The 14,580-nt window shown below is 50.3% G+C and carries 12 protein-coding genes; 9 read left to right on the top strand and 3 right to left on the bottom strand.

Annotation, left to right across the window (positions count from 1 at the left end; translation table 11 throughout):
* Positions 1-331 precede the first annotated feature (331 nt).
* The 4 genes from CWE06_RS11980 (at position 332) to CWE06_RS11965 (ending at position 4,474) form a co-directional block, all read left to right on the top strand.
* Positions 332-985 carry a hypothetical protein gene (locus CWE06_RS11980; RefSeq protein ID WP_476692314.1) on the top strand — a complete coding sequence of 218 codons (654 nt, stop codon included), beginning with the start codon at positions 332-334 and terminating at the stop codon, positions 983-985.
* Positions 973-1,869 (top strand): PepSY-associated TM helix domain-containing protein, encoded by an 897-nt coding sequence (locus CWE06_RS11975; protein ID WP_126794623.1) that lies wholly within the window; start codon positions 973-975, stop codon positions 1,867-1,869. The genes CWE06_RS11980 and CWE06_RS11975 overlap by 13 nt, the downstream gene beginning before the upstream one ends.
* Before the next feature lie 98 nt (positions 1,870-1,967).
* Positions 1,968-3,563, top strand: coding sequence for an AbgT family transporter (locus tag CWE06_RS11970; protein ID WP_126794620.1), 1,596 nt, complete (start codon positions 1,968-1,970; stop codon positions 3,561-3,563).
* Positions 3,564-3,625: 62 nt separating this feature from the next.
* Positions 3,626-4,474, top strand: a complete 849-nt coding sequence (locus CWE06_RS11965; RefSeq protein WP_126794618.1) for a hypothetical protein — start codon at positions 3,626-3,628, stop codon at positions 4,472-4,474.
* Here CWE06_RS11965 and CWE06_RS11960 read toward each other — a convergent pair.
* Positions 4,451-5,392 (bottom strand): glutaminase, encoded by a 942-nt coding sequence (locus tag CWE06_RS11960; protein WP_126794615.1) that lies wholly within the window; start codon positions 5,390-5,392, stop codon positions 4,451-4,453. The two genes, CWE06_RS11965 and CWE06_RS11960, sit on opposite strands and share 24 nt — an antisense overlap.
* A gap of 80 nt (positions 5,393-5,472) precedes the next feature.
* The gene (uvrA, locus tag CWE06_RS11955; protein WP_126794612.1) at positions 5,473-8,307 is read right to left on the bottom strand and encodes an excinuclease ABC subunit UvrA; all 2,835 of its coding nucleotides are present in this window, start codon (positions 8,305-8,307) and stop codon (positions 5,473-5,475) included.
* Between the two features lie 149 nt (positions 8,308-8,456).
* Between uvrA and CWE06_RS11950 the strand changes: the two genes are divergently transcribed.
* Genes CWE06_RS11950 through CWE06_RS11940 form a run of 3 tightly spaced genes read left to right on the top strand, consistent with a single transcriptional unit; the run spans position 8,457 to position 11,338 of the window.
* Positions 8,457-9,827: an MFS transporter gene (locus CWE06_RS11950; RefSeq protein WP_126794609.1), complete on the top strand. Its 1,371-nt coding sequence runs from the start codon at positions 8,457-8,459 to the stop codon at positions 9,825-9,827.
* Positions 9,828-9,844: 17 nt separating this feature from the next.
* Entirely contained in the window at positions 9,845-10,414 is a 570-nt protein-coding gene (gene ssb / locus CWE06_RS11945) for a single-stranded DNA-binding protein (RefSeq protein WP_126794606.1), read from the top strand.
* A gap of 3 nt (positions 10,415-10,417) precedes the next feature.
* Positions 10,418-11,338 carry a glycosyltransferase family 2 protein gene (locus tag CWE06_RS11940; protein WP_126794604.1) on the top strand — a complete coding sequence of 307 codons (921 nt, stop codon included), beginning with the start codon at positions 10,418-10,420 and terminating at the stop codon, positions 11,336-11,338.
* A gap of 33 nt (positions 11,339-11,371) precedes the next feature.
* On the opposite strand, the gene CWE06_RS11935 is transcribed toward CWE06_RS11940, so the two are convergent.
* Positions 11,372-12,673: an adenosine deaminase family protein gene (locus tag CWE06_RS11935; protein ID WP_241972556.1), complete on the bottom strand. Its 1,302-nt coding sequence runs from the start codon at positions 12,671-12,673 to the stop codon at positions 11,372-11,374.
* Positions 12,674-12,811: 138 nt separating this feature from the next.
* On the opposite strand from CWE06_RS11935, the gene CWE06_RS11930 reads away from it, so the two are divergent.
* Entirely contained in the window at positions 12,812-13,432 is a 621-nt protein-coding gene (locus tag CWE06_RS11930; protein ID WP_126794602.1) for a thymidine kinase, read from the top strand.
* Between the two features lies 1 nt (position 13,433).
* Positions 13,434-14,579: an efflux RND transporter periplasmic adaptor subunit gene (locus tag CWE06_RS11925; RefSeq protein ID WP_126794599.1), complete on the top strand. Its 1,146-nt coding sequence runs from the start codon at positions 13,434-13,436 to the stop codon at positions 14,577-14,579.
* The last annotated feature ends 1 nt before the right edge of the window (position 14,580 follow it).

Genomic DNA, 14,580 nt, shown 5'->3' with positions numbered 1-14,580 from the left:
GCTACTGCCAATTCACTTTCAAAACGCATAAAAAAATCCGTAATTAGATAACCTAATTACGGATTTTGAACCCTTCTAAGGATCGGTCAACCGATCGCGAAAATTTCTTAACTGATCGGCATTACTCCTTCGGGAGCCTTTTTTGTTGCGTGCTTGGCCGAGCTGCATCGGAGCTTTAACTTTAGGGCGGGGCGTGCTAAAAAGGATGGTCTCTGGCAGTCGAATAATAATAACAATGCGCAAAAAGTCCTGGAACGTTCGAAAAGTTCATCGATGGTTAACACTCCTGTTTGGAATACAGCTGATTATCTGGGCGATAACCGGCTCGTTTATGGTATTGATGCAGTTACATTACATCCATGGTGACCATCTGGTGCAAGAAGCAGATAAGCCGATTAGCGAGGCGGCGCTTGTTGAACTGAATGTGTCACAACGCTTTCAGGATGTTGTGCAAGCAATGCCGGGTGCTACGAATGTGATTTTGGTGAACCGCTTGGTGGCGGGTGAGTTTCGCTATGTTTTCCAAGTCACCGCAAATGAGAGTAAGTCTTTACTTACGGCGGACGGCTTGGAAATCGTTGAACTAACTGAAGGCGACATTCTCGCTTTGGCGCAACGTTATTACCGGCCGATTCAAAGCCGACAGGCGCAAGTTGATCGTGTTGAATTCCTGTCGGAGTCAGGACCGAGCGAATTGCATCCGCGCCATTTGCCGGTTTGGCGAGTGGACTTTTTAGATCGTCGCAATACTTCCCTTTATTTAAGTGCGCAAACAGGTGAACTCGTCACTAAGCGTCACCGCGCGTGGCGTTGGTTTGACTTAGCGTGGATGCTGCACATTATGGACTACCAAGAGCGTGAGAATATTAGTACGCCTTGGATTCTCTTCTTTACCATAACCACCTTTTTTATTGCGATCACGGGTAGTTATTTGCTGCTGCGTCATTTCTCTACGCGGTGGTGGAGGCAACTATGGCGGAAGTAGAGAAGCAAAGCCGAAAAACGCGGCGTCAGCATCGTCAGACGGGCAAGCGCATGGAGCGTTTGCATAAGCGCACAGGGCGAAAGACCTCGGCGCTGATTCGCTTGCATCGAACGCTTGCCACCATTTTGTTTTTGCAGGTGTTAATTTGGGCGGTGACAGGTTTTTACTTCAGTTGGCAGGGGCGCGAGGCGCTTTCGGCAACGCAGTATCATCAACCCATTATGGCTGAGCCTTTGGCGGCTCAAGCGCTGGAATTTCCATTGGACCGTACCGCTCGGCTTGGTGAGGTTTATCAGGTTGAACTGCGCATGGTTGACGGAATTCCGCAATTCAAAGTAGCGACCGGCAATGTGGCGGACGGCAATGCTGCAGAGGGTATTGCCCATCAAGATTTCAATTACGTTTGGTTTGACGCCTTGACTGGTCGACCGTGGTTTACGTCGACGGTTACGGCGCAACGACTGGCAGTAAATTCTTACTCGGGACCAGGTATGTTCGGGGGTTTGGAGCAGATCAATCGGAGCTCTGAACTGGTCAACTGGCGTGGTCGTGGTTTTCGGGCGCAGTTCGCCGACGGCCTAAACACGCGCGTGTATATTGACGAAGCAAGCGGTGAAGTGCTCGGTCACCGCAATGATCCGTGGGTTATCGCAGACTGGATGTACCGTTTACACTTTATGGATTATAGTGGCGCTCGTAATTTTAATAACCTTCTCATTTCAACTTTAGGTTTGTTGTGTCTGTGGTTTGTTGTTAGTGGCGTGCTACTGATTGTGCGGATTTGGCAGCAGGGCGGATTTGTTGCGCGGCGCCGTTTCCCGTACAATAAGCGGCTATTTAAAAACGACACAGCAGCGTCACCCTCCGACGCCGCCAAGACATAAACGTTGACAAGACTTGAACGTAAACGTTGACAAGACTTAAACGTAAACGTTGACAAGACTTAAACGTAAACGTTGACAAGAATTAAAAGGAGACCCGCATGGCTGCGGCTGAAAACAAGCAGAATAACAATGGCACGGGACAACGTGGTTGGTTTACCCGGTTCCTCGACACAGTTGAATGGTTAGGGAACCTGTTACCGCACCCGGTAACCTTGTTTGCTCTATTTGCGCTGCTCGTTGTGGTTGCCAGTGGAATTGCCGCATTTTTCGGTGTCAGTGCTGCCGACCCGCGTCCAGGCCAAGAAGGCGTGATTATCACGGTCAATAGCCTGCTGAGTGGTGACGGTATTCGTTGGATGGTCTCCAATTTAGTCACCAACTTCACTGGTTTTGCGCCATTAGGTACCGTTCTTGTCGCTATTTTAGGTGTCGGTGTTGCGGAACGTTCAGGGATGCTGTCAGCACTCATGCGCGGCATGGTTATGGGTGCCTCCCCGCGTATGGTTACCATTGTGGTGGTCTTCGCCGGTGTTATCTCGAACACGGCCTCGGAGCTTGGTTACGTGGTGTTAGTGCCATTAGCGGCGATGATTTTCCACTCCTTAGGTCGTCATCCGCTAGCTGGCCTTGCAGCAGCATTTGCTGGGGTTTCTGCGGGCTATAGTGCGAATTTATTTATCGGTACGGTCGATCCATTGCTTGCTGGCTTTACAACTGAAGCGGCGCAGCTGCTCGACGCCGATTATATTGTTGGCCCGGAAGCGAACTGGTTCTTCATGATCGCCAGTACTTTCCTGATTGCTGCACTGGGTGCTTTTGTTACTGAAAAAATTGTTGAGCCGAAGCTTGGTAAATACAATGCGGCAGAAGCTGACCCGGATTATGAAGACGATGGCAGCGTGAAAATGGAAAAGCTGAGCAAGCAAGAAAAGCTCGGCTTGAAGTTGGCTGGTTTGACGTTCTTGTCGCTTGCTGCATTACTGGCGCTAACTATCGTGCCGGAGTGGGGCGTGTTACGGAACCAAGAAACCGGTGGTGTGGCTCGTTCACCGTTCCTGAATGGGATTGTGGTGTACATTTTCATTACCTTCGCAATTCCCGGTTATGTTTACGGTTATGTCACCCGGACCATGCGCAGTGACGTCGACGTCATTCACGCGATGTCAAAAACCATGAGCAGCATGGGCCTGTACATTGTTTTGGTATTCTTCGCAGCGCAGTTCGTTGCCTTCTTCGGCTGGACGAATTTCGGTACTATTATGGCGGTGAAAGGTGCGGCTTTCCTTGAAGCTATCAACCTAACTGGACCAATGGTCTTTGTTTTCTTTATTTTAATGTGTGCTTTTGTTAACCTGATGCTCGGTTCGGCGTCAGCGCAGTGGGCAATTACCGCGCCAATCTTTGTGCCAATGCTCATGTTAATTGGTTACGCACCAGAGCTTGTGCAGGCGGCATACCGGATTGGCGACTCTGTGACCAATATTATTACGCCAATGATGAGCTATTTTGGCTTGATTTTGGCAGTCGCTGCTCGATATAAGAAAGATATCGGTATCGGTACGCTAATTTCGGTGATGTTGCCGTATACCATTGTCTTCTTTGTTGGTTGGGTGACCTTGTTCTACATCTGGGTATTTGCCTTAGGCATGCCAGTTGGTCCAGGTGCGGCGACTTATTACGACTTAGCAGGATAGGACTGATTCAATTCGCAAGGAGACGCGAAGGTTTTTATCTTAAAACGACGTTAAGGTAATTCATGCGTTTTGCTACGAACTTGCATTTAAATTCACAAGGCAAGGCCGGTTTACGGCTTTGCCTTGTTGTCTTTTATCTAGCCTTATCTGCACTCCTTATCGCACCATTAGCCGCTGATACTGAATCGGTCGCGCGTGAGCGAGTCTACGTCGCTGCCTATGATTATGCGCCTTACTATAGCTCGCACGGCAACCAACACTTTTTAGCCGATTTAGTGAATAGCTTGAATGACGTACAGAACGAATTTGAGTTTGTGATTCGGGAAGTGCGTCCGCAAGACCGTTATAGCGCGTTGTCGGCAGCCGGTTGTTGTGACCTGATTTTTTTTGAATCGGAAAATTGGGGTTGGCAAGACTCAGGGTATGACTATTACGCTTCGCCAGGAATTTTGCGTGGGCGTGATCGTCTTTATTCACTGCAGAACGAATATTGGGAACCCCAAGAGCATGATCGGATTGGCGGGGTTGTTGGCTATCACTATCAGTTAACCAATATGGTCACCGACACAGGTTACTCGGAACATGAATATCGTATGTACCGAGCGAATAACCAACAAACGGTTCTGAATATGTTGCGCCATGGGCGGATTAAGTTTGCGATGCTGAGTGAAGAGTTCGTGAACTGGTTAGCAGCTGAAGACCCTGACCAAGTGGCGGGTTTATATGAGTCGCCGTATTACGACGACGACTACCAAACCCAAGTGATTTTCTCACGCACAAGTCCAGTCTCGGTGTGTCAGCTATTTGCCTATTTAGAGCGAGTTGCCACCGACCCTTTCATTCAAACGCAAATTCGTCGTTATCAATTACGACTCACACGCTTTTCCTCAGTGATAAACCGAGAGTCCTAAACGTTGGGCAAAATCGGTGATCATCGACACCGCTCGAGCTGGGTTACCAAAGCGGTTGAGTGGTGGGCTCCAAGCGCAAATCACCCCGTAGTCGGGTACCACAGCAACAATACCGCCGCCAACACCGCTTTTCGCCGGTAAACCGACGGTAAAGGCAAACTCGCCCGATTGATCGTACATACCACTGGTCGAAAGTAGGGCATTAATGCGGTGCGCCGAGCGGGCGTCGCAAATCCGTTCTTCGCTACCAGGTTGAACGCCCTTGTTGGCAAGAAATGCTAAGCTCTTGGCTAAATCAACACAGCTCATACTTACTGCGCACTGAAAGAAATAGTGGTCGAGTACTGCAGGCACATCGGATTCAATGTTGCCAAAGCTTTTCATCAAATATGCGAGCGCTGCATTGCGATTGCCGTGTTGTTTTTCGGATTCCCATACGCGATGATCAGCGCTAATCGACTCTTTGCCTGCGAGATAGCGGACATACTGTAAGAACGCCGTTTTACTAGCGGAGTAACGACTGGTAAGGACATCGGCAATGACAATTGCCCCGGCGTTGATAAACGGGTTACGCGGGATGCCATGTTCCCATTCGAGCTGCACGACGGAATTGAAGGCTTGCCCGGATGGCTCCATGCGCACGCGTTCCCACAAGGTATCGTCGGTGCGCGACATGGCCATGGCGAGACCGAAAATCTTCGAAATACTTTGTATTGAAAACGGCACATGGGCGTCGCCAGCTGTATGCACAGTACCGTCGAGCTCAACGACGGCGATGCCAACGTGGTCGGGGTCAACTTCCGCTAAGGCTGGAATATAGTCAGCTACTTGTCCACCACGAGGCGCCTGGCGAGCCTGCTCGACCAGCTCTTCAAGCAAAGACGAGCAGTTCTTCGGTTGCTTGGGAGTACCTTCCATTCGCGCCTCTCTTGGTTGATGTTCGTTGTAGCGTTTGGCCGTTAGCTTTTGGTTAACCTTTATTCGTTAACTTTTTTTCGTCAACTCTTTTTCGTCAACATGGGCTTTAAGAAGCGGCCGGTATGTGACGTTGGCAGTTCACAAATATCTTCTGGGCTACCAGCAAACAGGATTTCACCACCACCGCTGCCACCTTCGGGACCTAAATCGACGATCCAGTCCGCGGTTTTGATGACATCGAGGTTGTGCTCGATAATCACAATGGTATTGCCGTGGTCGCGCAAGCGATGAACGACGGTCAACAGTTGTTGAATATCGTGGAAGTGTAGTCCCGTTGTTGGCTCGTCGAGAATGTACAAGGTTTTACCGGTGTCACGCTTAGACAACTCACGGGCGAGTTTGACCCGCTGCGCCTCACCACCCGATAGGGTTGTCGCCGATTGGCCGAGACGGATATAAGACAAGCCAACATCGATTAGAGTCTGCAGCTTGCGCGCAATTGCTGGTACAGCATCAAAAAACTCGCGCGCGTCTTCCACGGTCAGCTCAAGCACTTCGTGAATCGATTTACCTTTGTACTGAATTTCTAAGGTCTCTCGGTTGTAGCGCTTACCCTTACAAATATCGCAAGGCACATACACGTCTGGTAAGAAGTGCATTTCAACTTTAATCACGCCATCGCCTTGGCAAGCTTCGCAGCGTCCGCCTTTGACGTTAAAGCTAAAACGACCCACTTTATAACCGCGCGAACGCGACTCAGGCACACCCGCAAACAGCTCACGAATCGGCGTAAAGATGCCGGTGTACGTCGCTGGATTTGAGCGTGGCGTCCGACCAATTGGGCTTTGATCGATATCGACGACTTTATCGAGATGCTGCAGCCCGTCGACGTGATCATAAGGTGCGACGGTTGTCGTCGTTGCGCCATTCAACTCACGGTGGGCAAGTGGGAACAGGGTGTCATTAATAAGTGTCGATTTACCCGAGCCCGAGACCCCGGTGACACAGGTCATCAGGCCAACGGGTAAGTCAACGTCGACATTCTTTAGATTGTTGCCGCGTGCGCCCTTAAGCGACAACCAGTGCTTGCCCGGCTTATTGCGTTTCTTCGGAATGGCAATCTCTTTGCGCCCAGACAAGTAATCGGCGGTGAGTGAGCCTTCGCACTTGATAATGTCTTCGTAACGCCCTTCGGCAATGATCTGTCCGCCATGCACACCGGCACCTGGGCCAATGTCGATAACATGGTCTGCGGCGCGAATCGCGTCTTCATCGTGTTCAACAACCAATACGGTATTACCGAGGTCGCGCAAATCACATAAGGTTTTCAGTAAGCGTTCGTTATCGCGCTGGTGTAAGCCAATTGATGGTTCGTCAAGAACATACATAACGCCAACTAAGCCTGCGCCGATTTGGCTGGCTAGGCGAATTCGCTGGGCTTCACCACCCGAGAGAGTTTCAGCCGAACGCGACAAGTTCAGGTAGTTCAAGCCAACGTTGACGAGGAAGCTCAAGCGGTCGTTAATTTCTTTGAGAATTTTTTCGGCGATTTTAGCGCGCTGACCTTCCAATTCAATCGAGTGGAAGAACTGCAAGGCATCACCGATCGACAGCTCTACGATTTCTGGCAAGGTGGTGTTGTTGACGTAGACATGACGCGCTTCGGTACGCAAACGTGCGCCACCACAGCTGCGGCATGGCTTGGTCGCAAGGTATTTGGCGAGATCTTCACGCACCGCCTGTGAGTCGGTTTCGCGATAACGCCGCTGCATATTCGGGATAATGCCTTCGAACGGGTGCTTGCGCACCACCGTATCGCCACGGTCATTAATATAGGTAAAACGAACTTCTTCGCTTCCCGACCCATTTAAAATTAACTCGCGAGCAGCTTCTGGTAGTTCTGCGAACGGGGCGTTGAGGTCAAAACTGAATTGCTTCGCCAACGAGCGCAGCATTTGATAGTAATAGAAATTACGTTTGTCCCAACCGCGGATTGCGCCACCAGTTAGGCTTAACTCTGGGTTGCCAACGACCTTTTCGGCATCGAAATACTGCTCGACACCTAAGCCGTCGCAGCTCGTGCAGGCACCGGCAGGGTTATTAAACGAGAATAAACGCGGCTCCAATTCTTGCATGCTGTAACCGCAATGAGGACAAGCATAGTTGGCTGAGAACAGCATGGGTTCGAAAGCAGCTTCGTCGTCCATTGGTACCACAACCGCAGTGCCGTGCGATAGTTCCAGTGCGGTTTCGAACGACTCAGCAAGGCGCTGTTCAAGACCTTCACGTACTTTCAAGCGGTCAACGACAACGTCGATGTCGTGCTTTTTCTGTAGTTCGAGTGTGGGTGGATCGCTTAAGTCGCAAATTTCACCGTCGATACGCGCGCGCAAGAAGCCTTGTCGATTCAGATTCTCGAGCACTTTTTGGTGCTCACCTTTACGGCCTTGAACAATCGGTGCAAGCAGCATGACTTTGCTGCCTTCAGGTAAGGCTAAGACCTGGTCGACCATTTGCGATACGGTTTGTGCCGCCAACGTGACTTGGTGCTCGGGGCAGCGCGGTTCGCCAATCCGGGCGAACATTAAGCGCAGATAGTCATAAATTTCCGTAATCGTGCCCACGGTTGAACGTGGATTATGTGATGTCGATTTTTGTTCAATCGAAATGGCTGGTGACAGGCCTTCAATGGAGTCGACGTCGGGCTTTTCCATCAGGCTTAAGAACTGCCGCGCATAGGCAGATAATGACTCTACGTAGCGCCGCTGCCCTTCTGCATAGAGAGTATCGAAAGCCAATGACGACTTTCCAGACCCAGATAACCCGGTAATCACGACCAATTTGTCGCGCGGAATTACTACGTTAATGTTCTTTAGATTATGGGTGCGGGCACCGCGTACTTCGATTTTATCCATAATGTCCTTTGCGACTTGGAGCAAACTTGAGGTAACACGAAAAACAGTCAACCATTATGACACAAAAGAGGGGTACGCTTGAAGCTTACACAGGATCAGATTTCTGCTAGACTTGCCTGCAATTTTTGTAGTGAGAGAAGTTGATCCCCATGAGTGCGACAGGATTAAATCGGACCGAGAAACGCGCAGCTATCACGTTAGCCTCTATTTTTGGCTTACGTATGCTCGGTTTGTTCCTGATTATGCCGGTCTTGGCTATTTATGGTCAGAGCTACCCCGATTACACGCCATTCTTGGTCGGTATCGCCATTGGCGCTTATGGTCTCGCCCAAGCGTTTTTGCAAATACCCATGGGTTGGTTGTCGGACCGTATCGGTCGCCGACCGGTCATTCTCGGTGGTTTGGCTGTATTCGCAATCGGCAGTGTGGTTGCAGCGATGGCCGACACCATGAGTGGTGTTATATGGGGCCGCGTATTACAAGGTGCTGGTGCCATTGCTGGCGCTGTGTTGGCGTTAGCCGCGGACTCTGCTCGTGAAGAACAACGGCCGAAAGTCATGGCGGTGATTGGCATGGGTATCGGCTTGTCATTTGTGCTCGCTTTGATTATTGCGCCGTTGCTTGGCGGTATTATTGGCATGTCGGGCTTGTTTTGGATGACAGCGGCCCTAGCGGTCGGTGGTATTTTATTGATGTGGCGTGGCATGCCGGTGACCTATCAACAAGTGCCAAGCCGCGATGTATTGCCAGTCCCGAAAGAACTGAAACGTTTATTAAAGCACGGTCAGCTCATGCGCCTTAACTTTGGTGTGTTTGTACTGCACCTAGTGCTGACCGCATGGTTTGTAACCTTGCCGTTGCAATTGGTCGACGCTGGCTTGGCAGCACAACATCATAGCTGGCTTTACTTACCAACTTTAATTCTGTCGTTTGCTGTGATGGTGCCCATGATGATTATTCTCGTGCGGCGCAAGCAGCAAGTGCTCGGTATGCGCCTAGCCATGATCATGCTGATTGCGGCCTTAGCCTCGGTTGCGATCTATGCTGACGCACTGGTGGGTTTAATTGTTGGGGTTTGGGTATTTTTTATTGGCTTTAATTACCTTGAGGCCAGTTTGCCGGCAATGCTCACGCAACATGCACCAGCGGGCAGTAAAGGCAGTGCTAGTGGTATTTACACAACCGCACAATTTGCCGGTGCATTTCTTGGTGGTGTGATTGGCGGCTTTAGCTTACAAAAATTTGGCGCAACAGGGGTTATCATTTTCTGCATTGCGCTGCTAGTATGTTGGTTACTCATCAGTATGGGGCTGCAACAGGTACTAGCGACAACGCGGATGACCTATGCATTGGCAGGTTTAACACCAGCGCAAGCGGCAACATTAAGCGCGGAACTCACAGCATTGGGCGGGATTGAAGAAGCCATTGTGATTGCCGATGAAGGTGCGGTTTATTTGAAAGTTCAACGCGAAAATTTTGACGCGCAAGCTATTCAGGGAGTGCTTGCGCGCTACCAGTAATCGATTAGGAGAAAAGCATGGCCAGTCGTGGCGTAAATAAAGTGATTTTGATTGGAAACTTAGGCGCAGATCCGGATGTGCGCTATACCCAAAACAGCGTGCCGATTGCAAACTTAAGCGTGGCCACCAGCGAAACTTGGAAAGACAAGCAAACCGGTGAACAAAAAGAAATGACCGAATGGCACCGTGTGGTTTGCTATCGTTTCTTAGCGGAAATTGCGAAAGAGTATTTGAAGAAAGGTTCAAAAGTTTATATTGAAGGCCGCTTGCAAACCCGCAAATGGCAGGGTCAAGACGGCCAAGACCGTTACACGACTGAAATTGTTGCCAACGAAATGCAAATGCTGGACGGTCGTCCAGGCGGCGGTGGCTCACCAGATTGGGATAATCAGTCACGTGGTCAGCAAGGTGGCGGTTACGGTGGTCAAGGCCAGTCGGCAGCTCCTGCACAGCAAGGCAGTTGGGGTAATTCTTCGCAAAGTGGTGGGCAGCAAGGTAGCCCGCAGCAAAGCAGCCCACAGCAGAACCAGCAACCGGCGCAACCCAAGCCATTCCCGAATGACTTGGACGATGATATTCCGTTCTAGCCTATGAGCAGAGTCTTACCTTGGCTGCATGTGTACGTATTTTCGTATAACCGCGGCGACTTTTTGGCAAACTGCATTGCTTCAATACAGCGACATCTAACCGATGTCGCTGTTTGGGTTGTGGACGACCGCAGTAACGATGCCGATACCCAAGCGTACTTAGCCGATTTACCGGAAGGCGTTGGTTTGCTACAAAGCCAAGCGCACGAGTCTTCGCGCCATGGTGGTCTGTATAACAATATGCAAATGGCACTAGAGCATGCTGCTAGTGAAAGGGCGGAGCTGGCGCTGTTTCTACAAGATGACATGCAAGTTGTTCGTGACCTAGATGCTGATGACCAAGAAAACATTGAAGGCTTCTTCGCGCACTTTCCACAAGCGGCATTTTTGAATCCGTTATTCCTCAAAGGCATGCGTAAGCGTCGCGACCAACGAATTACTCAAGTTGCTGATGATTACCCGGTGTATTTCCGCCACTACCCAGAGAAGTCAAACCCGCGTGGCATTAGTTATGCCGATGCCATGATCGCCAATGTGCCGAGGCTTATGGCTGCAAAATGGCAGTTCGCCAATGGTGAAACCGTCAATGCGGAACAAGCGGACAAGCTATTTGGCAAAATGGGCATGATGCTGCATCCATTTGCGATGTTCTTACCGGAAGTGCCGGTGTTTCGCGGCAAGAAGAAGTCGTGGGCGGTGGCCAAAGCAGAGCAGCTGCGTGGCACGCAACCGAATCGCTTTTTTGGAATGACTAGCCGACAAATTGCGGCGCTAAAAGAACGGGACGTGGCAACTGTATTACCGGTTGCCGAAGACTATCTTGTGACCGAGCGTGACGCCAAACGACCATTTACCTACAGTCAAATTAACGTCTACCCCTGGCTACGAGTGATTCACAAGCTCGCACAAAAATTCGCGAAGTAGCGGGCCCAAAAGTTCGGGCCCGTCAGTACAAATTTAAATAAACCCGTACTTGTGTGCGACCGTGTCAAAATACTCCAACGTATGCTTCGCGTAAGCACGCTTCTCCACGTAATTTCCTGGGAAGAAATTCTTCTTGAAGCCGTAAGCGACCATATCTTTCAGGCGCTTTAATGGCACGTCGAAGTTGTCCAACGCCAGCTTGTACTCGTTACTGACCGTGGTGTTTGACACCAAGCGGTTGTCCGTACAAATAACCGTGGCAATCCGATGGTCGAGCATGTGACGGAAGTTATGGTTTTTAATGTCGGTAATGGCCGGGTTGGTTTGCAGGTTACTCGTTAAGCAAACTTCAATGGCGATACGACGGTCGGCAATATACGACGCCAACGACTGACTATAGCCTTCTTTGTCAGTGATTTTAGGGTCTTCAATCATCTCTGGTGAGAATAATGAATAGCCATGACCTAAACGGTCGGCATAACACGTGGTCAGGGCTTCAAAAATACTTTCCGCACCATAAGCTTCGCCGGCGTGAACTGTTTTCAATAAGAAGTTTTGATGGGCGTACTCGTAAACTTCTTTGAATTTATGCGCTGGGTAGCCGTTCTCTTGACCGGCAATGTCGAGACCGACAATCGGCATGCCTTCTTCGTCACGTAAACGCACGCTGGCACGAATCAATTCCATGGCCGCAGTTTTAATAACGTCCATTGGGTCGTGGTCGCGGAGTAATTGGAACAACTGCGTGTAATACGGTGAAAAGCCTTTTTTGCCGAACATACGCATGGCGCAGTTGATGATGCCGTATTCAAACGGTGGTTTCAGACCGGCGCTGAGACCGACGTCGGCACGGGCGTTATATTCTGCTTTCGCTTTTGCCAAACCGTTGTTAACGGCATGCATGACATCGTCAAAGCCGATGCCAGCGGTTGGGTCCATGAGCAATTGCGGCGCGAAGCGCACTTCAATGTAGTTCACGCCTTCTTCAAGGTTGTCGACAGCGAGCTCGTAGGCCGCTTGTTCCATATTCTCAAGGTCGCGCAGTACTGCACAGGTGTACTGAAAGCCGTTCAAATACTCCCCAAGGTTGTTATACTTTTCCTTGAAAACAAGTTCCTTCAAACCGGCAACCGTGTACGATGGGAGTTCGATTTTACTGCGCTTCGCCATTTCAATCAGGCCTTCAGGGCGCAAACTGCCGTCAAGGTGCAGGTGGATATCTGCTTTCGGAATTTCCTTGATGAAGTCGAGCGAATAAGTTGTATTTGAGCGCTGCTGGTTCTGATTTGAAGGACTTTGCGTTGACTTGCTAGCTGAAGGCGAACTTGGCGACATATGAAAGATACTCCTGCTCGTGTATTTAACCGCGCATTATATCGCATTTTTTATGCATTTGCGCGGTTTTCGATTGCGCGAATTGATTAGCAACTCTACAGTCCGCGTGATTGTAGCGAGACAAAAGAACGGAAGACTATGGCATCGCTGTATTTTACTTATTCGGCTATGAACGCCGGCAAAAGCACCTCTTTACTGCAAGTGGCCTACAACTACGAAGAGCGTGATCAGCAGGTTTTATTATTAACACCTGCGCTCGATACTCGAGCTGGTGAGGGTTTAATTCATTCGCGCTTAGGATTATCGCGTAGTGCAGAAACGTTCACCACCAAAAGTAACCTGTTCGAGCGGATCAAAACGCTGTTAGACACCCAAGTAATTGACTGTATTTTGCTCGACGAAGCGCAGTTCCTCACCCCTGAGCAGGTGTGGCAGTTAGCGCGGGTAGTCGACGAATTAAAGGTGCCGGTGATGTGCTACGGTATTCGTACCGATGCATTTGGCAATGCCTTCGCAGGCAGCGCCACCTTGCTCGCTATTGCGGACAAATTAACAGAAATTAAAACTATTTGTTTTTGCGGACGAAAGGCCACCATGGTGTATCGCTGCGGGCCGGATGGTAAGGCAGTCAATGCCGGAGAACAGATTGCGATTGGCGGCAACGATCGATATGTGAGTTGTTGTCGTAAACATTGGACTGAAGCGTTAGCGGCTGCGGGTGTCGACCAGCAGTCATTCCCCTTAAATGAGGTTGGGTAGCATGAAAAAGAAAGGACGTAGCTGGTTATGGATAGTTATCCTTGTGGTTGTGGCAGGTGCTGCGGCGACTTGGTATTTCTGGCCAGAAGATGATGGACAGCAGCGCTTGAACACAAGCAAAGCAGAAGTTCGTAACATTGAAGTTGTGGTAACCGCCACCGGTCGCCTGCAGCCACTCGACTTTGTTGACGTTGGTGCCCAGGTGTCGGGTCAGCTCGAGCGTTTACATGTGGAAGTAGGCGACTATGTTGAAGCCGGTACTTTGTTAGCGGAAATCGATGCAACCGTCCTTGAAGCACGCCTTGATGGTGTGCGTGCGCAATTAAAATTCCAGCAAGCCCAGTTACGTGAACGCCAAGCGTCGCTCGACCTTGCCTTGATCAACCTAAACCGTCAGCAACGGTTACTAGTCGACAACGCGACTTCGGAAGAGCTGGTACAAAGCGCCGAAGCAACAGCGCGCGGTGAGGCCGCTCGCTTAGACGCTGTGAAAGCACAAATTGAACAAACCGAGTCGTCGTTGCGTGCTGACGAAGCGAACCTCAACTACACTCGAATTTTCGCACCGATGTCGGGTACTGTGACCAGTATTCCTGCTCGTCGCGGTCAAACGTTGAATGCGGCGCAAACGACACCAACAATTCTGACTATTGCTGACTTATCGGTCATGCGGGTTGAAGCGCAAGTGTCAGAAGCCGACATTAGCCGTTTACGTGACGAAATGCCGGTGTATTTCACCACCTTAGGCAATCGTGGTCAGCGTTGGTACAGCCAACTGGACTTAATTGAGCCAACGCCGCGGGTGGAAAATAACGTGGTTTTATACAATGCGCTTTTTGATATTCCGAACGAAGAAGGCCGCTTATTACCGCAAATGACCACACAAGTCTTCTTTGTTGTGGCCAGTGCTGAAAATGCTCTGTCAGTGCCTGCTGGCGCTGTGCGCCCGACAGGTCGCGGCCAAGGTACAGTGCAAGTGTTGCGCAACGGTGTGACTGAAACAGTGACCGTGCAAACCGGTATTAGCGACCGGGTTTACATTGAGATTAAATCTGGCCTAAACGCGGGCGACGAAGTGATTATTCCAGCTCAACAAGCAATGCCGGGTGGGATGCCTCCGGGCGCAGCGCGGATGATGCGAGGCTAAA

Source organism: Aliidiomarina haloalkalitolerans, assembly GCF_003987315.1.
Classification (GTDB): domain Bacteria; phylum Pseudomonadota; class Gammaproteobacteria; order Enterobacterales; family Alteromonadaceae; genus Aliidiomarina; species Aliidiomarina haloalkalitolerans.
The sequence above is the reverse complement of the archived record's forward strand: the minus strand, read 5'-3'. Positions and strand labels throughout refer to the sequence as shown.

What these genes read in the sequence shown, in the direction of transcription:
- CWE06_RS11980 (WP_476692314.1), top strand. Translation starts at nt 332, where the DNA reads ATGGTATTGATGCAGTTACATTACATCCATGGTGACCATCTGGTGCAA.
- CWE06_RS11975 (WP_126794623.1), top strand. Translation starts at nt 973, where the DNA reads ATGGCGGAAGTAGAGAAGCAAAGCCGAAAAACGCGGCGTCAGCATCGT.
- CWE06_RS11970 (WP_126794620.1), top strand. Translation starts at nt 1,968, where the DNA reads ATGGCTGCGGCTGAAAACAAGCAGAATAACAATGGCACGGGACAACGT.
- CWE06_RS11965 (WP_126794618.1), top strand. Translation starts at nt 3,626, where the DNA reads ATGCGTTTTGCTACGAACTTGCATTTAAATTCACAAGGCAAGGCCGGT.
- CWE06_RS11960 (WP_126794615.1), bottom strand. Translation starts at nt 5,392, where the DNA reads ATGGAAGGTACTCCCAAGCAACCGAAGAACTGCTCGTCTTTGCTTGAA.
- uvrA (WP_126794612.1), bottom strand. Translation starts at nt 8,307, where the DNA reads ATGGATAAAATCGAAGTACGCGGTGCCCGCACCCATAATCTAAAGAAC.
- CWE06_RS11950 (WP_126794609.1), top strand. Translation starts at nt 8,457, where the DNA reads ATGAGTGCGACAGGATTAAATCGGACCGAGAAACGCGCAGCTATCACG.
- ssb (WP_126794606.1), top strand. Translation starts at nt 9,845, where the DNA reads ATGGCCAGTCGTGGCGTAAATAAAGTGATTTTGATTGGAAACTTAGGC.
- CWE06_RS11940 (WP_126794604.1), top strand. Translation starts at nt 10,418, where the DNA reads ATGAGCAGAGTCTTACCTTGGCTGCATGTGTACGTATTTTCGTATAAC.
- CWE06_RS11935 (WP_241972556.1), bottom strand. Translation starts at nt 12,673, where the DNA reads ATGTCGCCAAGTTCGCCTTCAGCTAGCAAGTCAACGCAAAGTCCTTCA.
- CWE06_RS11930 (WP_126794602.1), top strand. Translation starts at nt 12,812, where the DNA reads ATGGCATCGCTGTATTTTACTTATTCGGCTATGAACGCCGGCAAAAGC.
- CWE06_RS11925 (WP_126794599.1), top strand. Translation starts at nt 13,434, where the DNA reads ATGAAAAAGAAAGGACGTAGCTGGTTATGGATAGTTATCCTTGTGGTT.